This window comes from Pseudomonas sp. LRF_L74 (assembly GCF_965644255.1).
Taxonomy (GTDB): Bacteria; Pseudomonadota; Gammaproteobacteria; order Pseudomonadales; family Pseudomonadaceae; genus Aquipseudomonas.
On sequence record NZ_CBFFRH010000004.1, the window covers coordinates 38467 to 63676 of the forward strand.

19 protein-coding genes and 1 pseudogene are annotated in these 25210 nt (G+C 62.1%); 6 read left to right on the plus strand and 14 right to left on the minus strand.

Features of this window, described 5'->3' with window-relative positions; translation table 11 throughout:
* Position 1: 1 nt before the first annotated feature.
* The 7 genes and pseudogenes from greA to grpE all read right to left on the minus strand — a co-directional run.
* Positions 2–478, minus strand: a complete 477-nt coding sequence (greA, locus tag ACSZPK_RS11635) for a transcription elongation factor GreA (RefSeq protein WP_437881619.1) — start codon at positions 476–478, stop codon at positions 2–4.
* Positions 475–3696: a carbamoyl-phosphate synthase large subunit gene (carB, locus tag ACSZPK_RS11640; RefSeq protein WP_437881620.1), complete on the minus strand. Its 3222-nt coding sequence runs from the start codon at positions 3694–3696 to the stop codon at positions 475–477. Before carB ends, greA begins: the two co-directional genes overlap by 4 nt.
* Positions 3697–3732: 36 nt before the next feature.
* Positions 3733–4869, minus strand: a complete 1137-nt coding sequence (gene carA / locus ACSZPK_RS11645; protein WP_437881621.1) for a glutamine-hydrolyzing carbamoyl-phosphate synthase small subunit — start codon at positions 4867–4869, stop codon at positions 3733–3735.
* Between the two features lie 260 nt (positions 4870–5129).
* A complete protein-coding gene (gene dapB, locus ACSZPK_RS11650) occupies positions 5130–5933 on the minus strand; it encodes a 4-hydroxy-tetrahydrodipicolinate reductase (protein WP_437881622.1) in 804 nt (267 codons plus the stop codon).
* A 76-nt stretch (positions 5934–6009) separates the two neighbouring features.
* Positions 6010–7137, minus strand: coding sequence for a molecular chaperone DnaJ (gene dnaJ, locus ACSZPK_RS11655; protein ID WP_437881623.1), 1128 nt, complete (start codon positions 7135–7137; stop codon positions 6010–6012).
* Between the two features lie 122 nt (positions 7138–7259).
* Positions 7260–9179, minus strand: a complete 1920-nt coding sequence (gene dnaK, locus ACSZPK_RS11660) for a molecular chaperone DnaK (protein WP_437881624.1) — start codon at positions 9177–9179, stop codon at positions 7260–7262.
* Positions 9180–9277: 98 nt separating this feature from the next.
* Positions 9278–9850, minus strand: a pseudogene (gene grpE, locus ACSZPK_RS11665) (nucleotide exchange factor GrpE); the annotation flags it as partial.
* A gap of 161 nt (positions 9851–10011) precedes the next feature.
* On the opposite strand from grpE, the gene recN reads away from it, so the two are divergent.
* Positions 10012–11685 (plus strand): DNA repair protein RecN, encoded by a 1674-nt coding sequence (gene recN, locus ACSZPK_RS11670; protein WP_437881625.1) that lies wholly within the window; start codon positions 10012–10014, stop codon positions 11683–11685.
* Between the two features lie 68 nt (positions 11686–11753).
* Here recN and fur read toward each other — a convergent pair whose 3' ends face one another.
* Positions 11754–12164, minus strand: coding sequence for a ferric iron uptake transcriptional regulator (gene fur, locus ACSZPK_RS11675; RefSeq protein WP_437882003.1), 411 nt, complete (start codon positions 12162–12164; stop codon positions 11754–11756).
* A 96-nt stretch (positions 12165–12260) separates the two neighbouring features.
* On the opposite strand from fur, the gene ACSZPK_RS11680 reads away from it, so the two are divergent.
* Positions 12261–12788 (plus strand): outer membrane protein assembly factor BamE, encoded by a 528-nt coding sequence (locus tag ACSZPK_RS11680; RefSeq protein WP_437881626.1) that lies wholly within the window; start codon positions 12261–12263, stop codon positions 12786–12788.
* A gap of 86 nt (positions 12789–12874) precedes the next feature.
* Here ACSZPK_RS11680 and ACSZPK_RS11685 read toward each other — a convergent pair whose 3' ends face one another.
* Positions 12875–13186: an RnfH family protein gene (locus ACSZPK_RS11685; RefSeq protein WP_437881627.1), complete on the minus strand. Its 312-nt coding sequence runs from the start codon at positions 13184–13186 to the stop codon at positions 12875–12877.
* Positions 13179–13613, minus strand: a complete 435-nt coding sequence (locus ACSZPK_RS11690) for a type II toxin-antitoxin system RatA family toxin (protein ID WP_437881628.1) — start codon at positions 13611–13613, stop codon at positions 13179–13181. The genes ACSZPK_RS11685 and ACSZPK_RS11690 overlap by 8 nt, the downstream gene beginning before the upstream one ends.
* Before the next feature lie 142 nt (positions 13614–13755).
* Between ACSZPK_RS11690 and smpB the strand changes: the two genes are divergently transcribed.
* A complete protein-coding gene (gene smpB, locus ACSZPK_RS11695; RefSeq protein ID WP_437881629.1) occupies positions 13756–14238 on the plus strand; it encodes an SsrA-binding protein SmpB in 483 nt (160 codons plus the stop codon).
* 44 nt (positions 14239–14282) lie between these two features.
* On the opposite strand, the gene ACSZPK_RS11700 is transcribed toward smpB, so the two are convergent.
* Complete coding sequence (locus ACSZPK_RS11700; protein WP_437881630.1) at positions 14283–15053, minus strand: FCD domain-containing protein; 771 nt, start codon at positions 15051–15053, stop codon at positions 14283–14285.
* A 348-nt stretch (positions 15054–15401) separates the two neighbouring features.
* On the opposite strand from ACSZPK_RS11700, the gene ACSZPK_RS11705 reads away from it, so the two are divergent.
* The 3 genes from ACSZPK_RS11705 (at position 15402) to dld (ending at position 20037) form a co-directional block, all read left to right on the plus strand.
* The gene (locus tag ACSZPK_RS11705) at positions 15402–17027 is read left to right on the plus strand and encodes a lactate permease LctP family transporter (protein ID WP_437881631.1); all 1626 of its coding nucleotides are present in this window, start codon (positions 15402–15404) and stop codon (positions 17025–17027) included.
* A 164-nt stretch (positions 17028–17191) separates the two neighbouring features.
* Positions 17192–18337 carry an FMN-dependent L-lactate dehydrogenase LldD gene (gene lldD, locus ACSZPK_RS11710; protein WP_437881632.1) on the plus strand — a complete coding sequence of 382 codons (1146 nt, stop codon included), beginning with the start codon at positions 17192–17194 and terminating at the stop codon, positions 18335–18337.
* Complete coding sequence (gene dld, locus ACSZPK_RS11715; RefSeq protein ID WP_437881633.1) at positions 18334–20037, plus strand: D-lactate dehydrogenase; 1704 nt, start codon at positions 18334–18336, stop codon at positions 20035–20037. The genes lldD and dld overlap by 4 nt, the downstream gene beginning before the upstream one ends.
* A 45-nt stretch (positions 20038–20082) precedes the next feature.
* Here the strand turns inward: dld and ACSZPK_RS11720 are convergent, their stop codons facing one another.
* The 3 genes from ACSZPK_RS11720 to ACSZPK_RS11730 all read right to left on the minus strand — a co-directional run bounded on the left by ACSZPK_RS11720 (position 20083) and on the right by ACSZPK_RS11730 (position 25176).
* A complete protein-coding gene (locus ACSZPK_RS11720; RefSeq protein ID WP_437881635.1) occupies positions 20083–21714 on the minus strand; it encodes a methyl-accepting chemotaxis protein in 1632 nt (543 codons plus the stop codon).
* A gap of 356 nt (positions 21715–22070) precedes the next feature.
* Positions 22071–24431, minus strand: coding sequence for a DNA polymerase II (locus ACSZPK_RS11725; protein ID WP_437881636.1), 2361 nt, complete (start codon positions 24429–24431; stop codon positions 22071–22073).
* Positions 24432–24510: 79 nt separating this feature from the next.
* On the minus strand, positions 24511–25176 hold the full coding sequence (locus tag ACSZPK_RS11730) for an RBBP9/YdeN family alpha/beta hydrolase (RefSeq protein ID WP_437881637.1): 666 nt from the start codon (positions 25174–25176) through the stop codon (positions 24511–24513).
* Positions 25177–25210: the final 34 nt, after the last annotated feature.

Consider the following 25210-nt stretch of genomic DNA (forward strand, 5'->3'; position numbering starts at 1 on the left):
GTCAGATGTGGCGGACTTCAACGATCTCGTACTCGACCAGGCCGCTCGGCGTCTTCACCGTAACGACATCGCCCTCGGCCTTGCCAACCAGCGCGCGCGCGATAGGCGAAGCGACGGAAATCTTGCCAAGCTTGATGTCCGCCTCGTCCTCACCCACGATCTGATAGGTAACCGACTCATCGGTTTCGACGTTTGCGATCTCGACGGTAGTGCCGAAGATCACCTTGCCGGTGTGAGCGATGGTCGTGACATCAATCACCACGGAGTTCTGCAGGCGGCCTTCGATATCACGGATACGCGCCTCGACCATGCCCTGCTGCTCGCGAGCCGCATGGTATTCGGCGTTTTCCTTGAGATCACCCAGCTCACGCGCGGTGCCGATATCCTGGCTGAGTTTGGGGCGCACGACCTTAGTCAGGTGTGCATGCTCCTCTTCCAGGGCACGAGCGCCCTGGACGGTCATGGGGTACTTGGTCATGCCTTGATTCCTGCATGCAAATCCTGCAGCCGGCGTACGGTCTTCTCGGGACCGAACTTGAGCGCCTCGCAAATCGCCTGCCCCGCCGCGATGGTGGTGGTGCAGTAGATCTTGTGCTGCAGAGCGTTACGACGGATAGAGTACGAGTCAGCGATCGACTGGCGCCCTTCGGTGGTGTTGATGATCAATGTGACCTCATCGTTCTTGATCATATCAACCACATGCGGGCGACCTTCAGTGACCTTGTTCACACGGCGCACCGGCAGGCCGGCAGCCTCGATCACTTTGGCAGTGCCCGAAGTCGCGACGATATCGAAGCCCAACTGCACCAGATCGCGTGCGACCTGGACGACGAACGGTTTGTCATCCTCGCGCACACTGATGAAGGCACAGCCAGTGTTCGGCAGAATCTCGCTGGCCCCCAACTGAGCCTTGCCAAAGGCTTCGCCGAAGCTGTCGCCGACCCCCATGACTTCGCCGGTGGACTTCATCTCAGGGCCGAGGATCGGGTCCACGCCCGGGAACTTGGCGAACGGGAACACGGCCTCCTTGACACTGAAGAACGGCGGGATGATTTCCTCGGTGAAACCGATCTCGGCCAGCGTCTTGCCAGCCATGACGCGTGCCGCGACCTTGGCCAGCGACTCGCCGATGCACTTGGACACGAATGGCACGGTACGCGAAGCACGCGGGTTGACCTCGATGACGAAGATGTCTTCGCCCTGCACGGCCATCTGCACGTTCATCAGGCCAACCACGCCGAGCTCCAAGGCCATTTTCTTGACCTGCTCGCGAATCTCGTCCTGGATGTGCTTGGGCAGCGAGTACGGCGGCAGCGAGCACGCCGAGTCGCCGGAATGCACGCCAGCCTGCTCGATATGCTGCATGATCGCGCCGATCACCACGGTTTCACCGTCGCAGACGGCGTCGATGTCGACTTCGATGGCGCAATTGAGGAAGTGGTCGAGCAACACCGGGCTGTCGTTGGACACCTGCACGGCTTCACGCATGTAGCGCTTGAGCTCGTCTTCCTGATAAACGATTTCCATCGCCCGGCCACCCAGGACGTAGGACGGACGCACCACCAGCGGGTAGCCGATGGTTTTCGACGCAGCCAGGGCCTCGTCTTCGCTGCGCGCGGTGGCGTTGGCCGGCTGGCGCAGGCTCAGGCGCTGGACCATCTGCTGGAAGCGCTCGCGGTCTTCGGCACGGTCGATGGCGTCGGGGCTGGTGCCGATGATCGGCACGCCAGCCTCTTCCAGGGCCCGGCACAGTTTCAACGGGGTCTGGCCACCGTACTGGACGATCACGCCTTTCGGCTGCTCGACGCGGACGATCTCCAGCACGTCCTCCAGGGTCACCGGCTCGAAGTACAGACGGTCGGAGGTGTCGTAGTCGGTGGAGACGGTTTCCGGGTTGCAGTTGACCATGATGGTCTCGTAGCCGTCTTCGCGCATGGCCAGCGCGGCGTGCACGCAGCAGTAGTCGAACTCGATGCCCTGGCCGATACGGTTGGGACCACCACCGAGGATCATGATCTTGTCGCGAGTCGACGGATTGGCTTCGCACTCTTCCTCATAGGTCGAGTACATGTAGGCGGTATCGGTGGCGAACTCGGCAGCGCAGGTATCGACGCGCTTGTACACCGGCAGCACTTTCAGCTTGTGGCGGTGGCTGCGCAGGTTCTTCTCGGTGACGCCGAGCAGCTTGGCCAGACGCGCGTCGGAGAAGCCCTTGCGCTTGAGCTTGAACATGGCATCGCGATCGATCGACGACAGGCCCAGGGTCTTGACCCGCTCCTCATCCTTGACCAGGTCTTCGATCTGCACCAGGAACCACTCGTCGATGCGGGTCAGTTCGAACACTTCGGCGATGGTCTTGCCAGCCCGGAAAGCGTCCGCCACGTACCAGATGCGCTCGGCGCTAGGCACGGTCAGTTCGCGGCGCAGGGTGCTCTCAGCTTCCGGATCGTTGAGATCGAGCTTCGGATCGAAGCCGGAAACGCCGACCTCCAGGCCACGCAGGGCTTTCTGCACCGACTCCTGGAAGGTACGGCCAATGGCCATGACCTCGCCGACAGACTTCATCTGGGTGGTCAGGCGGGCGTCGGCCTTGGGGAATTTCTCGAAGGCGAAACGCGGAATCTTGGTCACGACATAGTCGATGGCCGGCTCGAAAGACGCCGGGGTACGACCGCCGGTGATGTCGTTCTGCAGCTCGTCGAGGGTGTAGCCGACCGCCAGCTTGGCGGCGATCTTGGCGATCGGGAAACCAGTGGCCTTGGAGGCCAGGGCCGAGGAACGCGACACGCGCGGGTTCATCTCGATCACGACCATGCGCCCAGTGTTCGGGCAGATGCCGAACTGTACGTTGGAGCCACCGGTTTCCACGCCGATCTCACGCAGCACCGCCAGGGAGGCGTTACGCAGGATCTGGTATTCCTTGTCGGTCAGGGTTTGCGCCGGCGCAACGGTGATCGAGTCACCGGTATGCACGCCCATCGGGTCGAAGTTTTCGATGGCGCAGACGATGATGCAGTTGTCCTTCTTGTCGCGGACCACCTCCATCTCGTATTCCTTCCAGCCGATCAGCGATTCGTCGATCAGCAATTCGCTGGTCGGCGACAGATCGAGGCCGCGGGCGCAGATTTCCTCGAACTCTTCGCGGTTGTAGGCAATGCCGCCGCCGGTGCCGCCCATGGTGAAGGACGGGCGGATGATGCAGGGGAAGCCGACCTTCTCCAGCACGCCGTAGGCCTCTTCCATGCTGTGGGCGATACCCGATACCGGGCAGGCCAGGCCGATGTCTTTCATGGCCTTGTCGAAACGCGAGCGATCCTCGGCCTTGTCGATGGTATCGGCGTTGGCGCCGATCATTTCGACGCCGAACTTCTCCAATACGCCATGACGTTCAAGGTCCAGCGCGCAGTTCAGCGCGGTCTGGCCGCCCATGGTCGGCAGCAATGCGTCGGGACGTTCCTTCTCGATGATCTTGGCCACGGTGGCCCACTTGATCGGCTCGATGTAGGTGGCGTCGGCCATGGCCGGGTCGGTCATGATGGTGGCCGGGTTGGAGTTCACCAGGATGACGCGGAAACCTTCTTCCTTCAGCGCCTTGCACGCCTGGGCGCCGGAGTAGTCGAACTCACAGGCCTGGCCGATGACGATGGGGCCCGCGCCGAGGATCAGGATGGTTTTGATATCTGTACGTTTTGGCATAGGTCTTACTCGAATCCTTGGGTCAGTCGGCGATGGTTAGCGGCGCTTGGCCATGGTTTCGATGAAGCGGTCGAACAGCGGAGCGACATCGTGCGGGCCTGGGCTCGCCTCAGGGTGGCCCTGGAAGCTGAAGGCATCCTTGTCGGTACGCTCGATGCCCTGCAGGGTTCCGTCGAACAGCGACTTGTGGGTCGCACGCAGGTTGGCCGGCAGGCTCGGCTCGTCCACGGCGAAACCGTGGTTCTGGCTGGTGATCATCACCACGCCGCTGTCCAGGTCCTGAACCGGGTGGTTGGCGCCGTGGTGGCCGGTGCCCATCTTCACCGTCCTGGCACCGGAAGCCAGCGCCAGCAGTTGGTGCCCCAGGCAGATGCCGAAAACCGGGATATCGGTCTTGAGGATCTGCTGGATCGCCTCGATCGCGTAGTCGCAAGGCTCTGGATCGCCAGGACCGTTGGACAGGAACACGCCATCGGGATTCAGCGCCAGCACTTCGCTGGCCGGGGTCTGCGCCGGCACCACGGTCAGGCGGCAACCACGGGCGACCAGCATGCGCAGGATGTTCAACTTGACGCCGTAATCATAGGCAACGACGTGGTACTTGAGATCGGCCGCGGCGATTTCAGGATGGCTGTCGCTTTTCAGGTCCCAGACACTGGAGCGCCACTCGTAGCGCTCGGTCGCGGACACTTCCTTGGCCAGGTCCATGCCCTTGAGACCCGGGAAGCTACGCGCCAACTCCAGGGCTTTTTCTTCAGTGGCGTCGTCGCCGACCAGGATGCAGCCGTTCTGCGAACCTTTCTCGCGTAGCACGCGGGTCAGGCGGCGGGTATCGATACCGGCGATCGCTACGGTGCCATTGGCCTTGAGGTACTCCGGCAGCGACTGCTTGTCCCGCCAGCTCGAAGACAACAACGGCAGGTCGCGGATAATCAGGCCGGCGGCCCAGACGCGGTTCGACTCGGCATCTTCGGGCGTGGTGCCGGTGTTGCCGATGTGCGGGTAGGTCAGGGTGACGATCTGCTGGGCATAGGAAGGATCGGTAAGGATTTCCTGATAGCCGGTCATCGCCGTATTGAAGACGACTTCACCAATGGTATGGCCGTCGGCCCCGATGGCATCGCCGCGGAAAATACTGCCGTCAGCGAGGGCGAGAATGGCTGGCTTAGTCAAGAAGACCTCCCTTAGATCTTTAGAACCTGGGCAAACGGCGGTTGTAAAAAAGCGGGATGACGTATTGACCGTCACCCCGCTTTTTTTGAATTCGCTTCATTTTGCTCAAAATTTGATAGACACACTAGGGCGCGGATCATACTGGAAACGTCTGTTTCGCGCCACTCTTTAGCCAAGCCGAACCGACCGAGGGCACAATCCCTTCGTCACAGCTTCAACGCCCCAGGCGACCTCGGCCAGAAATAGCCAGAGCAGTGAAATCACTTCAGTCCCAGCACATCCTGCATGTCATACAGGCCTGCCGGCAGCTCTTGCAGCCACAGCGCCGCACGTACCGCGCCATTGGCGAAGGTCATGCGACTGGAAGCCTTGTGGGTGATTTCCACGCGCTCGCCTTCGGCGGCGAATAGCACGGTGTGATCGCCCACCACGTCGCCGGCACGCACGGTGGCGAAGCCGATGGTCTCGCGCTCGCGGGCACCGGTCTGGCCTTCGCGGCCGTAGACCGCGACCTTGCTCAGGTCACGCCCCAGCGCATCGGCGATCACTTCGCCCATGCGCAGCGCAGTACCGGAGGGCGCATCGACCTTGTGCCGGTGATGCGCCTCGATGATCTCGATGTCCACCTCGTCGGCCAGGACCCGCGCAGCGGTATCCAGCAGCTTCAGGCACAGGTTGACGCCCACGCTGAAGTTGGCCGCGAAGACAATGGGAATGTCCTTGGCCGCCTCGACCAGCCTGTCTTTTTCCTCGGCGGAAAAACCGGTGGTGCCGATGACCATCGACTTGCCCGCCTTGCGGCAGATTTCCAGATTCTTCAGCGCGACCGAAGGATGGGTGAAGTCGATCAGTACATCGAACTCATCCAGCACCTTGGTCAAATCGTCGGACAGCGGAATGCCGATGCGGCCGAGCCCGACCAGCTCCCCCACATCGGCTCCGATCAGGCTGCTGCCGGCCCGGCCAATGGCAGCGGTCAGGCCCGCGCCCTGAGCCTGGCTGACCGACAGGATCAGGTTCTTGCCCATGCGCCCGGCGGCGCCCATCACTGCAATACGTCGCATCTGGATAGCTCCAAGCCGCAAGCTGCGAGCGGCAAGCCAGGCGCGGTGCGCCCGGGTCTTGCAACTCGCCGCTGATTTATAGATCGCCGAAGAAGCGCTTCACACCCTCGAACCAGCCATTGGCCTTGGGCGAATTGGAACTGTTGCCTTCCAGGGAGCGGCGGAACTCTTCGAGCAGTTCACGCTGACGCTTGTCCAGGTTGACCGGCGTTTCCACCGCCACCTTGCACATCAGGTCGCCCGCACCGCCGCCACGCACCGGCGCCACGCCCTTGCCGCGCAAGCGGAACAGCTTGCCGGTCTGCGTACCTTCCGGAATCTTCAGCTTGACCCTGCCATCCAGGGTCGGCACTTCCAACTCGCCACCCAGGGCCGCGTCGACGAAACTGATCGGCACCTCGCAGTACAAGTGCTTGCCATCACGCTGGAAGATCGCGTGCTCACGCACGTTCACCACCACATACAGGTCGCCGGCCGGACCGCCCATGCTGCCCGCTTCGCCCTCGCCCGACAGGCGAATGCGATCACCGGTATCGACACCTGCCGGCACCTTGACCGACAGCGTCTTGCTTTCTTCCACACGCCCCTGGCCATGGCAGCTGCCACAGGGGTCGGTAATCATCTTGCCGCTGCCATGGCAACGCGGACAGGTCTGTTGCACCGAGAAGAAGCCCTGCTGCATGCGCACCTGACCGATGCCGCCACAGGTGGTACAGGTCACCGGGCTGGTGCCCTTCTTGGCACCGGAGCCATCGCAGGTCTTGCAGTTGACCAGCGTAGGCACGCGGATGGTCACGGTGGTGCCGCGCACGGCTTCTTCCAGGTCCAGCTCCAGGGTGTAACGCAGATCGCTGCCACGCTGGGCGCCGCCACGCTGGCCACCACGCTGCCCACCGAAGAAGTCACTGAACACATCGCCGAAGATATCGGAGAAGTTCGCACCGCCACCGCCAAAGCCGCCACCGCCGCCCATCTGCGGATCGACGCCGGCATGGCCGTACTGATCGTAGGCGCCGCGCTTGCTCGCATCGGAAAGCACTTCGTAGGCCTCGTTGGCCTCCTTGAAGGCCTCTTCGGCGGCCTTGTCGCCAGGGTTGCGATCCGGGTGGTGCTTCATCGCCAGACGACGATAAGCCTTCTTCAGCTCCGCCTCGCTGGCCCCACGCTCGACCCCGAGCACTTCGTAATAGTCACGTTTAGACATGGGATTCCCACACTCTCAAATTTCCTACCGTCCAGACACGCCAACGCGGGAGCTAGCTCCCGCGCGGCGGATTGCCCGGCCGCGCAGGAGCACGACCGGGCAGAACACAAGCAAGCCGAGACTTACTTGTTGTCCTTGACTTCCTCGAACTCGGCGTCGACCACGTCGTCCGCCGCGCCCTTGGCATCACCGGCATCCGCCGCATCGGCAGCGCCTGGCTGCGGTTGCTCGGCGTACATTTTCTGCGCCAGCGGGGTGGTCGCTTCGGAGAGGGCATTCATCTTCGCTTCGATGGCAGCCTTGTCGTCGCCCTTGACGGCAACTTCCAGCTCAGCCAACGCGGTTTCGATGGCCGCTTTCTCTTCCGCAGTGGCCTTGTCACCGGCTTCAGTGAGCATCTTGCGCGTGGCATGGACCAGTTGATCGCCCTGGTTGCGCGCAGTCGCCAGCTCTTCGAACTTGCGGTCTTCCTCGGCATTGGCCTCGGCGTCACGCACCATCCGCTCGATCTCATCGTCGGACAGGCCGGAGTTGGCCTTGATCACGATCGACTGGGTCTTGCCGGTCGCCTTGTCTTTGGCGCTGACGTGCAGGATGCCGTTGGCGTCGATGTCGAAGGTCACTTCGATCTGCGGCACGCCACGCGGAGCCGGCGGGATCTCGGCCAGGTCGAACTTGCCCAGCGACTTGTTCTGCGCGGCCTGCTTGCGCTCGCCTTGCAGTACGTGAATGGTCACGGCGCCCTGGTTGTCGTCGGCCGTCGAGAACACCTGCGACTTCTTGGTCGGGATGGTGGTGTTCTTCTCGATCAACGCGGTCATCACGCCGCCCATGGTTTCGATACCCAGGGTAAGCGGGGAAACGTCGAGCAGCAGCACGTCCTTGACGTCGCCGGCCAGGACCGCGCCCTGGATAGCTGCGCCCATGGCCACGGCCTCGTCCGGGTTGACGTCCTTGCGGGCTTCCTTGCCAAAGAACTCGGTAACCAGCTTCTGCACCAGCGGCATGCGGGTCTGACCACCGACCAGGATCACGTCGTTGATCGAACCCACGTCGATGCCGGCGTCTTTCAGCGCGATGCGGCAAGGCTCGATGGTGCGCTGCACCAGGTCTTCGACCAGCGACTCCAGCTTGGCGCGGGAAATCTTCACGTTCAGGTGCTTCGGACCGGTTGCGTCAGCCGTGATGTACGGCAGGTTGACATCGGTCTGCTGGCTCGAGGACAGCTCGATCTTGGCCTTCTCGGCAGCTTCCTTCAGGCGCTGCATGGCCAGCGGGTCGCCCTTGAGGTTCATGCCGCTTTCTTTCTTGAATTCGTCGACGAGGTAGTCGATCAGGCGAATGTCGAAGTCCTCGCCGCCGAGGAAGGTGTCACCGTTGGTGGCCAGCACTTCGAACTGGTGCTCGCCATCGACTTCGGCGATCTCGATAACCGACACGTCGAAGGTGCCGCCGCCCAGGTCATAGACGATCACGGTGTGGTCGCCCTTGGCCTTGTCCATGCCATAGGCCAGCGCTGCCGCGGTTGGCTCGTTGATGATGCGCTTGACGTCCAGGCCGGCGATGCGGCCGGCGTCTTTGGTAGCCTGACGCTGGCTGTCGTTGAAGTAGGCCGGCACGGTGATCACCGCCTCGGTCACGGACTCACCGAGGTAGTCTTCGGCGGTCTTCTTCATCTTCTTGAGGATTTCAGCCGAGATTTGCGGCGGCGCCATCTTCTGGCCGTTGACTTCGACCCACGCATCGCCGTTGTCGGCCTTGGCGATCTTGTACGGGACCATCTGGATGTCTTTCTGCACGACGTCTTCGTCGAAACGGCGACCGATCAGGCGCTTCACCGCGTACAGGGTGTTGTGCGGGTTGGTCACGGCCTGGCGCTTGGCGGACTGGCCGACCAGGATTTCTCCATCGTTGGCGTAGGCGATGATCGACGGCGTGGTACGCGCGCCTTCAGCGTTTTCCAGAACCTTGACGTTACCGTTTTCCAGAATGGAGACGCAGGAGTTGGTGGTCCCCAGGTCGATACCGATGATTTTGCCCATTTCACTCTCTCCGAAACTTGGTTTTAACGCGGCCGCTCATGAGAGGCCGCGGTAGCTTGATTCGCTTGACTAAACAGATGGGGTTCGAACGGCCGTTTTCAAGCCTGCTCGTCGATGGACGGCGGCGCAGCGGCTGGCGCACGACTGACCACGACCATCGCCGGACGCATCAGACGGCCACTCAGCAGGTAACCCTTCTGGAATACCTTGAGCACACTGTTCGGCTCGACATGGATGCTCTCTTCCATGGCCATCGCCTGGTGATGCTCGGGATTGAACGGCGCGCCGTGCGGATCGATGACCTCGACCTGGTAACGCTTGAGGGTGTCCTGAAACAGCTTGAGAGTCAGTTCCATCCCCTCGCGCACAGCCCTGATCGACTCATCCTGCGGGCTGGACAGCTCCAGGCCGCGCTCCAGGCTGTCGATCACCGGCAGCAGGTCGCCGGCGAATTTCTCCAGGGCGAACTTATGCGCCTTTTCCACATCCTGCTCGGCGCGACGGCGCACGTTCTGCAGATCGGCGGCAACCCGCAATGACTGATCCTGGGCGGCGGCCAGTTGCTCTTCGAGCACTTGCACACGCGTCGCCAGGTCATCCGCCACAGGCGCTTCTGGCGCATGCTGGTCTTCGGTTGGCGTATCCAGGTTTTGTTCGTCAGCCATTGGGTCCTCCTGATTCGTTGCGGTGACGGGTCGTTTCCCGTGCTTGAGCGCCTATATGGGGCCGCGACGCACGGTTTCAAGGGTTATTGCCTGGACAAAACAAAACACTGTATAAATAAACAGACCACACACACGTCGCCGTGACCACACTCCGGGGAGCGCTCACCATGCTGGTGCACCTGTCCATCCATAACTACGCCATCGTCGAACACCTCGATCTCGAACTGGAGCGCGGCATGTCCGTGATCACCGGTGAAACCGGGGCGGGCAAGTCGATCATGCTCGATGCCCTCGGCCTGGCCCTGGGCGACCGCGCCGATAGCGGCGTGGTCAGGCCGGGCGCGGACAAGGCCGACATCCTCGCCAGCTTCGATGTACACGACATTCCCGAAGCGAGGGACTGGCTGGAGGAGCGCGACCTGGAGCACGACGGCCCATGCATCCTGCGCCGGGTGATCACCAGCGAAGGTCGCTCACGCGGTTATATAAATGGTACGCCCTGCCCACTCGGCGACCTGAAGACCCTGGGCAGCCTGCTGATAGACATCCACAGCCAGCATGAACACCAATCGCTGCTGAAACCCGACACCCATCGCCGCCTGCTCGACGAATACGCCGGCAGCCACGACCTTGCCCGCCAGGTCCAGCTGGCCGCCCAGCGCTGGCGGCAGACCAGCCAGGAACTGGAGCGCCTGAGCAACAGTGGCGACGAGCAGCGCGCACGCCACCAGTTGCTCAGCTATCAACTCGAAGAACTGGAGAACCTGTCGCTGGGCGACAACGAGCTGGAGCAGCTCGAACAAGAACACAAGACCCTGAGCAATTCGGAGCAACTGCTCGGCGCCTGCCGCCAGGTACTGGACATGTGCAGCGAAAGCGACGCCGGCAACGTCCTGTCGGCACTGACCGCCTGCCTCAACAGGCTGGCGAACTTCTCCAACCAGCCCGGCGCCCTCAGCGAAGCGAGCAACATGCTGGCCAGCGCACAGATCCAGGTCGAGGAGGCGGTCGGCGAGCTCAATCGCTTCGTCGACCATTTCGACTCCGACCCACAGCGCCAGCAAATGCTCGAGGAACGCCTGGATACCATCTACACCCTGGCACGCAAGCATCGCATCCAGCCCAATGAACTGGGCGAACTGCAACAGAGACTGCTCGACGAACTGGAGAGCCTCAACGCCGACGACCAGGCAGTAGAACGCCTGAGTGAAGAGCTCAGCGCCTACCAGCGCCACTACCAGGAAAAGGCTGCCGAGCTGAGTCAGATTCGCCTGCATGCCTGCGAAAGCCTGGCCGAACGTGTGCAGGCGGAAATGCAAGGCCTGGGCATGCCGGGTGGACGCTTCAGCATTACCTTGGCAGCCACCGCGTCCCGCGAGCCTCAGCCCAATGGCAACGAGAGCATCGAGTTCCTGGTCAGCGCCAACCCTGGCCAGCCATTGAAGTCCCTGGCCAAGGTCGCCTCCGGCGGCGAGCTGTCCCGCATCAGCCTGGCCATCCAGGTGATTACCGCCCAGACCTCGCGTGTACCCACACTGGTATTCGACGAAGTGGACGTCGGCATTGGCGGACCGACTGCGGAGGTGGTCGGGCAATTACTACGACGCCTCGGCGAGCGCGGCCAGGTACTGACCGTCACTCACCTGCCCCAGGTCGCCGCGCAAGGCCATCAACACCTGTTCGTACACAAGCAACGCGACCGCCAGGAGACCCGCACCGCAGTCGCCACCCTCGACGAATCGCAACGTATCGAGGAAATAGCGCGCATGCTGGGCGGCGTCGACCTGACCGAAGAATCGCTGCTACATGCCCGCAAGATGGTGACCAGCGTGCAAAGCTGAAACACATTGCCCGCAGAAATGAAAACGGCAACCCTCGGGTTGCCGTTTTCATCGAGACGCTCGACTGGTTACTTCTTCTTGCGCACGTAGAGCACAAGATTGTGATCGACCAACTCGAAGCCGTGACGCTTGACGATTTCTTTCTGCAGCTTTTCGATCTCGGTATCGACGAACTCGATGACCTCGCCGGTATCGACGCAGACCATGTGATCGTGGTGACCGCTATCGGCCAGCTCGAACACGGCATGACCGCCGTCGAAGTTGTGACGATCAACGAGGCCGGCTGCCTCGAATTGGGTCAGGACCCGGTAGACGGTCGCCAGACCGACATCCTCGCCCGCATCCATCAGCGCCTTGTAGACATCTTCAGCGCTCATGTGACGCTGCCCAGAGGATGCCGAGTCCAGCATCTGCAAAATCTTCACGCGCGGAAGAGTGACCTTCAAACCAACTTTGCGCAGTTCGCTATTTTCAACCATGGTCTGCTTTCTCTTGGTTGCTGCTTCGCAGCTTCCGTTAATCCGGGTATGATCGGGGTTTCTTTGCCCAGCCAAGATAGTGGAAGTCACCCACCGATGCAAAACGCCAAGCTCATGCTGTCCAGTCTCACCCTTGTGGGCCTGTTCGCACTCGCCGGTTGTTCATTCCCCGGGGTTTATAAAATCGACATTCAGCAGGGCAATGTCGTGACGCAGGATATGATAGACCAGTTGAAACCGGGAATGACCCGACGCCAAGTAAGGTTTATCATGGGGAACCCGCTGATTACCGACACGTTCCATGCCAAACGCTGGGATTATCTCTACAGCATCCAGCCTGGCGGCCGCCAACGCTACCAGGAACGCGTCAGCCTGACCTTCAACGACAGTGACCAGTTGGTTGCCCTCGGCGGCGACTTCATGCCGGGTGTCAGCCGCGATCAGGCGATCATGGGTGAAAACGGCACCAGCAGCGTCCAGCCCGAACAGCCGCAGAAACAGGACGACAACAAGGACGAACCGGCCAAGCCAGGTTCGCTGCTGGAACAGATCCAGCGTGATGTCGACTCGGCGGAGCCAGTACCGGTACCGGTACCCGAGCCGCTGGAGCAAAGCCCTCAGTAATAGGGGGCATTGCCTTGAAATAAAAAATCCGACGCTTCTGAGCATCGGATTCTTTATTTCAGGGCAGCAATTCTTCCGAATAGTCTTCAGCCACCTGCGGACTTCGCGGCAGCTTGCGCTGCGCGACGCTTGCGCACTTCCTTGGGATCGGCGACCAGAGGGCGATAGACCTCGACCCTGTCGCCATCCTGCACCAGCCTCGATTCAGCGTCATCGATGTGCTTGCCAAAAATGCCTAGCGGGCAATTCGCCAGGTCGAGCTCCGGAACCTGGCCAACCAATGGCGAGTTCATCACCACAGCGCGCATCGTCGTGCCTGGAGCAACCTCCAGATACAGAAGTATCTGTCGATCCGGCAAGGCACAAGCGACCTCGACCTTGATCGAGTCCTCAGCCATATAGCTGCTTCGCTCTCTGACAGAACGCATCGACCAGCGTATTGGCGGCCTGATTGAACAGCGGCCCCAGCGTTGCCTTGACCAGTGGACCGGCATAGTCGAAGGTCAGGTCAAGGCTGATCTTGCAGGCTTTCTCGCCCAATGGCTTGAAATCCCAGAGCCCGTTGAGATGGCTGAAAGGTCCTTCCTCCAACTGCATTTCGATGGCACGACCAGCGACCAAACGGTTGCAGGTCATGAACCGCTGGCTGATGCCGCCCTTGGCCACGGTCAGGCTCGCCCGCATCTGCACATCACTGACTTCCAGCACTTGCGAGTCGGAACACCATGGCAAGAACTGCGGGTAGCTCGCCACGTCATTGACCAGGTCATACAGCGCCTGCGCCGGATAGGGCAGTAATGCCGATCGTTGGATTCGGGTGCTCATCAGCCCTCGCTTAATAGAAACGTCACGTCAGCGGAATCGAGGCCGGTGCCGTGTAGCAAAGCCGGCATTGTGCGGAATTCCCCTTTTCCTCTCAAGCGCAGCAGTCGCCAGCGAGCTGACGAATCCCTATAATGCGCGGCCTATGGCCAAACAGAAGAAACATCCCTCCGGGACCATCGCGCTTAACAAGAAAGCGCTCCACGACTACTTCATCGAGCACAAGTTCGAGGCCGGCATCGCCCTGTCCGGCTGGGAAGTGAAAAGCCTGCGCGCCGGCAAAGCGCAACTGGTGGACAGCTACGTGCTGCTCAAGGACGACGAAGCCTGGCTGATGGGGTGCCACATCACGCCCCTGAAAACCGCCAGCACCCACGTCATCGCCGATCCGATCCGCACCAGAAAGCTGCTGTTGCACAAACGCGAGCTCGACAAACTGTTCGGCAGCGTCCAGCAAAAGGGCTACACCTGCGTAGCCTTGTCGCTCTACTGGAAGCAGCATCTGGTCAAGTGCGAGATCTCGCTCGCCAAAGGCAAGAAGGACTTCGACAAGCGTCACTCGGAGAAAGAGCGCGATGCCGACCGCGAAGTCCAGCGAGCCATGCGCACCAAAGGCAAGGACGACTGAATAGAGAGCATGAGCCTCTACCAGACTCCGTTCTGGCTCGAGGCTTATGGCTGCCTTGTTCGCCGTTGCGCACGCCGCTCCCGCTGTTCCCGTTGCGACACGTCCGCCAGTACCTCTCGAACGTAGTCGATGTGCTGGTTGGAAAGTACCCGCGCCTCTTCGGCACGCCCCGTCATGATCGCCTCATACAATGCACGATGCTGCTCGGTGAGCATGTCACGGGTCTCTCCGCGCAAGGCGTACATACCACCGATATTGGTCACGACATTGCGCTTGAGCAGATCGAAAAGGCCACGGATGGTGTGCAGCAGCACGGCATTGTGACTCGCTTCGGCAATCGCCAGGTGAAAGCGCGCGTCGGCCGCCCCCTCCTCAGCCCGACTCGCCGTCGAGCCAGGCGCATAGCACCGCTGCAACTCCTCATAGGCTTCGCGCAAGCGCTGCTGATCCGCATCCGTCGCACGCAACGCCGCATAGTAGGCGCACGAGCCTTCCAGGGTATGGCGGAACTCAAGGAGGTCGCGCTGCGCATCGGAGTTGCTTTCCAGCAGGTGCAGCAACGGATCGCTGAATGTCGCCCCCAGTTCGGACGCCACATAGTTGCCGCCTCCCTGGCGACTGATCAGCAACCCTTTGGCAGCCAGCTTCTGGATCGCCTCACGCAGCGACGGGCGTGAAACCCCGAACTGCTCCGCCAGCACACGCTCGGCAGGAAGTCGTTCGCCGGACTTCAGCGAACCCTCCAGGATCATCGACTCCAACTGGCTGACGATGTCGTCAGACAGACGGCGTTGTCGTACCTGGCCAAAACTCATAGCGCTTACCATCCTCAAGAAGACCGTTACTCGCAGGCTGTTTTAACGACGGCAGCCAGCGCAGGTCGTTTTTCAACAACCTGCCATTCAGATTGCGGCGCGAGACTAACCACCCTGGCCGTCCAGGACAAGCAAAGCCACGCCCCGCGCGGTGCGACCAAAGTCGTAGCACGCGGATTTGACAGGCGACGTGATCAACTTTTAACCTTTGCCGTCGATCTTGTAAATTGGTATTACCAATTATGGCGACAACATAGCGCCAACCCGGTCCAGGCGTGTCGTGCCGCCAAAAGCATCGCGACATAGCAAGGGCCAGGCACACCAAAACAATTAGGGAGCCACCCCAACATGCAAACCTGGCAACAAATCTATGCCCCCCTCGGCAGCCTGGGCCTGTCCGCGCTCGCCGCACTCGTTCCGATCATATTTTTCTTTCTGGCCCTGGCCGTGTTCCGTCTCAAGGGCCACGTAGCAGGTTCCATCACCCTCGCGTTATCGCTGATCGTCGCCATCTTTGCCTTCGGCATGCCGGCCGATATGGCATTCGCAGCGGCCGGATACGGCTTCGCCTATGGCCTGTGGCCCATAGCCTGGATCATCGTCGCCGCGGTGTTCCTCTATAAGCTGACGGTAAAAAGCGGACAGTTCGAGGTCATTCGTAGCTCGGTCCTGTCGATCACCGGCGACCAGCGCCTGCAAGTGCTGCTGATCGGTTTCTCGTTCGGCGCATTCCTCGAAGGTGCCGCCGGTTTCGGCGCCCCAGTCGCGATTACCGCTGCTCTGCTGGTCGGTCTAGGCTTCAACCCGCTGTACGCGGCCGGGCTTTGCCTGATCGCCAACACCGCGCCGGTTGCCTTCGGTGCCTTGGGCATCCCGATCATCGTCGCTGGCCAGGTCACGGGCATCGACGCGTTCAAGATCGGCGCCATGACGGGCCGCCAGTTGCCGTTGCTGTCGATCATCGTGCCGTTCTGGCTGGTGGCGATGATGGATGGCTGGCGTGGGATCAAGGAAACCTGGCCTGCCGCGCTGGTTGCCGGTGGCAGCTTCGCCGTGACCCAGTACTTCACCTCCAACTTCATCGGCCCGGAACTGCCGGATATCACCTCGGCCCTGGTCAGCCTGATCTGCCTGGCACTGTTCCTGAAAGTCTGGCAGCCGAAAGGCGCCAAGGGTAAAACCGAGCCGTCGAGCTACAGCTTCGGCCAGATTTTCCTGGCCTGGTCGCCGTTCCTGATCCTTACCGTGCTGGTGACGATCTGGACCCTGAAGCCATTCAAGGCAGCCTTCGCAGCCGGCGGCGCCATGTACGGCACGGTGTTCAACTTCGCGATTCCGCACCTGGACCAACTGGTGACCAAGGTCGCACCGATCGTGACCAACCCGACCGCCATGCCGGCTGTCTTCAAGCTGGACCCGATCTCTGCCACCGGCACCGCGATTTTCCTGTCGGCCCTGGTTTCCATGCTGGTCCTGCGCATCGGCGCAAAAATTGGTCTGACCACCTTCAAGGAAACCCTGGTCGAACTGAAATGGCCGATCCTGTCCATCGGCATGGTCCTGGCATTCGCCTTCGTCACCAACTACTCGGGCATGTCCAGCACCCTGGCACTGGTCCTGGCCGGCACTGGCGCACTGTTCCCGTTCTTCTCGCCGTTCCTCGGCTGGCTGGGCGTGTTCCTGACCGGTTCGGATACCTCGTCCAACGCCCTGTTCAGCTCGCTGCAAGCCACCACCGCGCACCAGATCGGCGTCAACGACACCCTGCTGGTCGCCGCCAATACCAGTGGCGGCGTGACCGGCAAGATGATCTCGCCGCAATCCATCGCCGTGGCCTGCGCCGCCACCGGCATGGTCGGCAAGGAGTCCGACCTGTTCCGCTTCACCCTCAAGCACAGCCTGATCTTCGCCGCCTTCGTCGGCCTGATCACACTGGTCCAGGCCTATTGGCTGACCGGTATGCTGGTGCACTAAGGCAGCTCGGATTTGCTGCGCGCCGGCGATACGGCGTTAGAAATGGCCTCGGGCTGCTCATTTACCCTGTGCGCCCTCGGCCATTTCTGCCTTGTCTCGCTCTAGCTCGCGAAATCCGTCTGACACATGTTTGGCTCCATTTTTCTCAAACGGATGAGACTGCCATGATCATCTCCGCCTCGACCGATTACCGTGCCGCTGCCCAGCGCCGCCTGCCACCGTTCCTGTTCCATTACATCGACGGTGGCGCCTACGCCGAATACACGCTCAAGCGCAACGTCGAAGACCTGGCCAGCATCGCCCTGCGCCAACGCGTGCTGAAGAACATGTCCGAGCTGAGCCTGGAGACCAAGCTGTTCAATGAAACCCTGGCCATGCCAGTGGCATTGGCGCCAGTGGGCCTGACCGGGATGTATGCCCGGCGCGGTGAAGTGCAAGCGGCCAAGGCCGCAGCGGCCAAAGGCATTCCGTTCACCCTCTCCACCGTGTCGGTCTGCCCGATCGAGGAAGTCGCCCCGGCGATCGACCGGCCGATGTGGTTCCAGCTTTATGTGCTGAAAGATCGCGGTTTCATGAAGAACGCCCTGGAACGGGCCAAGGCCGCCGGCGTGACCACCCTGGTGTTCACCGTCGACATGCCCACCCCGGGTGCTCGCTACCGCGATGCCCACTCCGGCATGAGCGGCCCGAACGCCCCCCTGCGTCGCATGCTGCAAGCCTTTACCCATCCGGCCTGGGCCTGGGACGTGGGCCTGCTCGGCAAGCCCCATGACCTGGGCAACATCTCCGCCTACCGTGGCAACCCGACCGGCCTCGCCGACTACATCGGCTGGCTCGGCGCCAACTTCGACCCGTCGATTTCCTGGAAGGACCTGGAGTGGATTCGCGAGTTCTGGGACGGCCCGATGGTGATCAAGGGCATCCTCGACCCCGAGGACGCACGTGACGCGGTGAAGTTCGGTGCCGATGGCATCGTCGTGTCCAATCACGGCGGCCGCCAGCTCGACGGCGTGCTGTCCAGTGCCCGCGCCCTGCCCGCCATCGCCGACGCGGTGAAGGGCGAACTGAAGATCCTCGCCGACTCCGGTATCCGCAACGGCCTCGACGTGGTGCGCATGATCGCCCTCGGCGCCGACACGTTGATGCTCGGCCGCGCCTTCGTCTATGCCCTGGCCGCTGCTGGCGGTGCCGGCGTGAGCAACCTGCTCGACCTGATCGAGAAGGAAATGCGCGTGGCCATGGTCCTGACCGGTGCCAAGTCCATCGCCGAGATCAGCGCCGACTCCCTGGTCCGGGAGTTGCGCGCATGACCTCGATCAGCCGTGACGCCTTGCTGTCGACCCTGCGCGAAGTGGTGGGCAACGACCATGTGCTCACCGATGAGCAAAGTACCCGGCGCTTCCGCAAGGGCCATCGCACGGGTGAAGGCGCAGTGCTGGCCGTGGTCCGCCCCGCCACCCTGCTCGAACAATGGCGCGTGCTGCAAGCAGCGGTCGCGGCTGATCGCATCGTCATCATGCAGGCCGCCAACACCGGCCTGACCGGTGGTTCCACCCCGGACGGCAACGATTACGACCGCGAGATCGTGCTGGTCAGCACCTTGCGTATAACCGGCGTGCAGTTGATCAACGATGGCCATCAAGTGGTCTGCCTGCCCGGCGCCACCCTCGACCGCCTGGAACAGGCGCTGGCCCCGTTGGGCCGCGAACCGCATTCGGTGATCGGCTCGTCCTGCATCGGCGCATCGGTACTCGGCGGAGTCTGCAACAACTCCGGTGGCGCGCTGGTACGCCGCGGCCCGGCCTACACCGAACTGGCGCTTTACGCCCAGGTGAAGGAAGACGGCTCGCTGGAGCTGGTCAACCACCTGGGGATCGAGCTGGGCGACAGCCCGGAAGAAATCCTCACCCGCCTGCAGAAGGGCGACTACGGTCCGCAGCAGGTACGCAACGAAGGCACCGGCAAGGCGTCGGACGCACGCTATGGCGAGCATGTTCGCGATGTCGACGCCGACACCCCGGCACGCTTCAACGCCGACCCCACGCGCCTGTTCGAAGCCTCCGGCTCGGCCGGCAAGCTATGCCTGTTCGCGGTGCGCCTGGACACCTACGCCAAGGAACCCAGCTCGGTGTTCTACATCGGCAGCAACGATCCGCACGACCTCACCGAAGTGCGCCGCCACTTGCTGACTCACTTGCCGAGCCTGCCCATCGCCGGTGAGTACATCCATCGCACGGCCTTCGACATCGGCGAGAAATACGGCAAGGACACCTTCCTGGTGATCGACCGGTTCGGCACCGCCAAGGTCCCGGCGGCCTTCGCCCTGAAGAGTCGCGTCGATGGATTCTTCGAGCGCCTCGGCCTGCGTGGCGTCAGTGACCGGGTGATCCAGGTGCTGATGAACCTGCTGCCCAGCCACCTGCCGCAACGCATGCGCGACTACCGCGACCGTTACGAGCATCACCTGCTGGTACGGGTGTCCAACGACAGCCTGGAGCAGGCCCGTGCGTTCCTCGGCGAGTACTTCGGCGGGCGCGACAGCGGGGCGTTCTTCGAGTGCGATGCCGAGGAAGGGCGCAAGGCGTTCCTGCACCGTTTCGCCATCGCCGGCGCGGCGATCCGTTACCGCGAAGCGCATCGCAGCAGCGTGGAAGATATCGTCGCCCTGGACATCGCCCTACGCCGCAACGACCGCGACTGGGTCGAGACGCTGCCGGCGGAAATGGAAGGCCAGATCATCCACAAGCTCTACTACGGCCACTTCTTCTGCCACGTGTTCCATCAGGACTACATCGTGCGCAAAGGTGTAGACCCGCTGGATATGGAACATCGCATGTGGGACCTGCTCGACGCGCGCCGCGCCGAATACCCCGCGGAACACAACGTCGGCCACCTGTACATCGCCAAGCCGGGCCTGGCCAAGTTCTATCGTGAACTGGACCCAAGCAATGCCTTGAATCCTGGCATCGGCCACACGTCGAAGAAAAAGCACTGGGGCGACTGCTGCTGATACGAGTGGTGGCAAGCCCCTTGCCGCCACTCGCGAATGCCAGCGTCAGACCTTGAAGCGCGCCACCAGACTACTCAGGTCTCCAGCCAGGCGTGCCAGTTCATTGCATGCCGTAGCCGTCTGGCTCGCCCCGGCCGAGCTTTGCATCGACAGATCGCGGATGCTCACCAGGTTGCGATCCACCTCGCGTGCCACGTGGGCCTGCTGCTCCGAAGCGGCGGCAATCTGTTGGTTGCGATCATTGATCTCGCTGATCGCCTCGACGATATGCGCCAGCGCATGACCCGCATCGTCAGCCAGCTTGAGCGTATTGCCCGCCTCCTCGCTGCTGCGGCTCATGGCCTGGACCACATTGTCGGTGCCGCTCTGGATGGCGGCGATCATCTGCTCGATTTCCTGGGTCGAAGTCGATGTGCGGTGGGCCAAGGCACGCACTTCGTCCGCGACCACGGCAAAACCGCGCCCCTGCTCGCCAGCCCGCGCGGCCTCGATGGCGGCGTTGAGCGCCAGCAGGTTGGTCTGCTCGGCAATGGTACGGATCACGTCCAGCACCTTGCTGATATCGCGTGACTGAGCGGCCAGCCCCTGGACCTGGCCAGCCGCATCGTCGACCCGGCCTGAGAGACGACGAATCGCTTCGATGGTCTGCGCCACATGGCGGTTGCCATTCAACGCCGCCTCGTTCGAACCACGCGCCGCATCCGAAGCGCCAATGGCGTTGCGTGAAACCTCTTCGACGGCGGCGCTCATCTCATTGACCGCCGTCGCAGCCTGCTCGATCTCCGCGTTCTGGCTCTGCAATCCACGGGTACTTTCCTCGGTGACCGCCGCCATTTCCTCGGCTGCCGAGGCCAGTTGAGCGGAGGAGTCGCCAATCTTGCGAATCGCCTCATTGAGATTGCCCTGCATGATCGCCAGCGCGGCCTGCAAACGAGCCGGTTCGTCGCTGCCGTTCGCCACGATACGTTGCGTCAGATCGCCGGCAGAGACGGTCTCGGCGAGCGTCAGCGACTCACTGAGCGGCCTGACGATACTGCGCGTGAGCATCAACGCGAGGAATATGGTCAACGCGACGGCGACAAGTATGGTGGCGATGATGCCAATGCGGCCTTGGCTGTACGTATCGCTGGAGATCACCCCGGCCTGCTTGACGCCTTGCTGGTTGAAGGCGGCCAGTTCATCCAGCGCGACCCCCACTTGCTTCGCCAAACTACGCAAGGAGTCATTGGCCATTTGCAGGGCCGCGCTCAATTGGTTCTGGCGTATCAACTCCAGCGTCTGCGACAGGTTGGAATCGTAGCGCTGGAAGGAATCCCTGACCCGCATCACGATCGCGCGCTCCTGATCGTTGGTAACCATATTGCGCTCGTAATCCGTCAAGCCCCTCTGGAAGTCGGAGCGGTACTGCTGGATGCTGGCATTGTCGCGATCCTGGTTACCGCCGGTCTCATCGACGGCCAGCAGTCTCAAGGACTCCAGACGAATGGACAACAGGTTCTTCTGCATCTGGTCCGAAGCCCTGATGCTCACCAGCCAATTGGTTTCAATGGATTGCTCGGCCTTGTAAAGCTCACTCAGGCGCGTCAGCGCGAACACGCCGAGCAGAATCAACAACAGGGTCACCAGTGCAAAGCTGAGGAGCGCGCGGGGAGCGATGTTCAGGTTGCGAAGAGACATTTAGGCACCAGAAAGAAAGGGATCGTAAAGACCTTCCCTGTCAGGCTAGCAGCAACGGAGCATAACGCCGTCTGACAGACCCTAGCTTCGGCAGCGGCCTTTTGCCACTACTTTCCGACGGAAACTTTCTGGCACCCAACAAAAAACCCGCCGAAGCGGGTTTTTTATTCATGACCATCCAACATCCTGTCGGGAGCCTCCTGGCGATGGTCGATCCTCCTTGATCCTGAAGCGCATCCTGCGCAACAGATGAGGTGGTCAGAATATCCAGGGAGGTAATTGAGAACCAGAGCCAACCATGACCATCGCGTGTAAGCATTTGGCTATGGATCTGTAAGCCGTTATGCCGGTTGATATCAGAACAATGTCATCTGCTGGTCGATCAACGAGGCAAAGTCGTCGTTCACGAACGGCAGGATCGCATCCGCGACAGGCGCCAGTTGCCGGCTCAGGTAGTGCTCGTAGTCGACGGCCGCATGGCGTGCCTCCAGCGGCTGTGGCCCGGCGACGGTGATCACGTAGCTGATCGTTCCCCCACGCTGGTATTGCGTCGGGCGCCCCTCGCGCACATTGAATTCGTCGGCCAGGCGCGCCGCCCGTACATGGGGCGGCACATTACGCTGGTAATCGTCGAGGCGACGGCGCAGGCGCTTGCGGTAGATCAGCAACTCATCCAATTCGCCGGCCAGGGTCTGGCGCACGTATTCGCGCACGTAATCCCGATAGGGCTGGCGCTGGAAAATCCGTTCGTACAGCTCCTGCTGGAAGCGCTGGGCCAGGGGCGACCAATCGGTACGCACGGTTTCCAGGCCCTTGAAGACCATCTCGTCCTGCCCGCCGGCACGGCGCACCAAGCCGGCATAGCGTTTCTTGCTGCCCTCCTCCGCCCCACGGATGGTCGGCATCAGGAAGCGTCGGAAATGGGTTTCGAACTGCAGCTCCAGGGCACTCTCCAAGCCCAGTTCGTTGCGCAGGTGATCGCGCCACCAGCCATTGACCTTTTGCACCAGCGCCCGGCCGATGCTGGCCGCCTCGTCCTCGTCATGCGCCCGGCCCAGCCAGACGAAGGTAGAATCGGTGTCGCCGTAGATCACACGATGACCTTCAGCCTCGATCAGCTCGCGGGTCTGGCGCATGATCGCATGCCCACGCAAGGTGATGGACGACGCCAGGCGCGTGTCGAAGAATCGGCAACCGCTGGAGCCGAGCACGCCGTAGAAGGCGTTCATGATGATCTTCAAAGCCTGGGACAACGGCTTGTTGCCGTCACGCTTGGCCGTCTCGCGCCCTTCCCAGACCCGCTCGACGATGGCCGGCAGGCAATGCTGGGTGCGGGAAAACCGGGCGCCACGAAAACCTTCCACCGAGTGCTCATCGTCCGGCTGGCGCAAGCCTTCGATCAGGCCCAGCGGGTCGATCAGGAAGGTACGGATGATCGACGGATACAGGCTCTTGTAGTCCAGCACCAGCACCGACTCGTAGAGCCCTGGCCGGGAATCCATGACGAAACCGCCGGGGCTGGCCTCGGGCACCTTTTCGCCCAGGTTCGGCGCGACGAAGCCCTGGCGATGCATGGGCGGCAGGTACAGGTGGGTGAACGCCGCCACCGAGCCGCCGCTGCGATCCGCGGCCAAGCCCGTGACCGACGCCCGCTCCAGCAGGAAGTCGAGCAGCTCGGTCTTGGCGAAGATACGCGTCACCAGTTCGCAGTCCTTGAGGTTGTAGCGGGCCAGGGCCGGCTTGTCCTCGGCGAACATGCGGTTGATCTCGTCCATGCGCTGGTACGGCGTGCTGATGTCCTTGCCTTCGCCGAGCAGGGTCTGGGCGACGTTCTCCAGGCTGAACGAGGGGAAACTCCAGGTCGCCGAACGCAGCGCCTCGATACCGTCGATGATCAGCCGCCCCGCCGCCTCGGCGAAGAAATGGCTGCGGCTGCCGTGCTCGCGCCAACTCATTTCGTCGCCGCCACGGCCGAGGCGCAGTGGCACCTTGAGGCGCTTGGCATGCTCCTGCAACACGCGCAGGTCGAACTGCACCAGGTTCCAGCCGATGATCGCGTCCGGGTCATGCAACTGCAGCCAGTCATTCAGGCATTCGAGCAATTGCGCCTGGTCGTCGCAATAGACCAGTTCGAAGTCCAGCGACTCGGCATCGCCGTTGCCTGGGCCAAGCATGTACACCTGGCGCTGGCCACAGCCTTCCAGGGCGATGGAGTACAACGAACCGCGCTCACTGGTCTCGATATCCAGCGACACCAGCTTCAGACGTGGACGGTAGCTGTCGTGCGGACGCATCTGCGTGTCGAGCAGCGTACCGTCGCCATCCAGCGTGCCGCTGAAGCTCACCGGCGCGGTGATGAAGCGCTCCATGAGGAACCGCTCCGGCGGGCGGATATCCGCCTCGTAGACATCGACGCCCGCCGCCCGCAGGTGTTTGTCCAGTTGGATCAGTTGCCGGTGGCTGCGGCAGTAGAGGCCGAGCACCGGGCGGTGCTGGAAATCGCGCAGTTCCAGTGGACGCAACTGCACATCACGCTCGCCCTCGAGCAGCCCCTCAGCACGCTCACGCTGCGCGCTGGGAATGAACGCCACAGAAGTCTGTACAGGAACGCGCACGCGCTGCGGGCCGGCATCGGTCGCCAGCCAGAACTCGACCTGCGTACCGGCCTCGCTATCGTGCCAGTGCCGGGTGAGCACGAAGCCCTGCCGTCCCTCCACGCCATCTACCTCGAAATCGGATTGGGGCGTGATTGTACCTGTAGCTGGAAGCGCCCTCACGGCATGACGCGTCAAGCGCTTACTTCCCGCTTCGAGCTGCCGTTCCCATCTCGACGATCTGCCGGTAGACGACCGGCAACGTTCTGAAGCCATCGGCCTCCATCAGGTGCCCACCGTGATCGAGGCTCAACAGTTGCGCTTTCAGTTGCTGGCTGAGCTTGGCGCTCAGCGCATAGGGCACGATGTAATCGTCGCGCGCGGCGATCACCGTACGCCGCGGTGCTACCGCGATCACCCTGGCGGGGTCGAAACCATCGATGACGAAGGGATTGAGCTGAGGCAGGCTCGGCAACCGCTCGGCGAACCCGGATACCAGCACTACACCACCGATCCGCTCGTCGGTTGGCAGCCGGCTCAGATGGCGCAGCACAGCGATGCAACCGAGGCTGTGGGCGACAATCAACATGCGCGAGTCGTGCCGGGCCAACTGCTGGTCAAGGTAACGATCCCAGTCAGCGACCTGCGGAGCAGTGGAACGAGGCATGGACAGCCCATGCACAGTCGCGCCCTGTGCCTCGAGTTTCTTGCGCAGCCAGGGAAACCAGTGATCGTCCGCCCCGGCGCCGTAGCCATGGACGATGTACACCTGGGTGCCTGCCAGGCCCTCGGGAGCGGGCTCCTGGGCAACAGCCGACAGGCACCAGAACAGCGCTACCATCCATCCGCTCTTGATCAGTCGTTGCATGCCACCCTCCGAGGATCCGTGTGCACAGACTAGA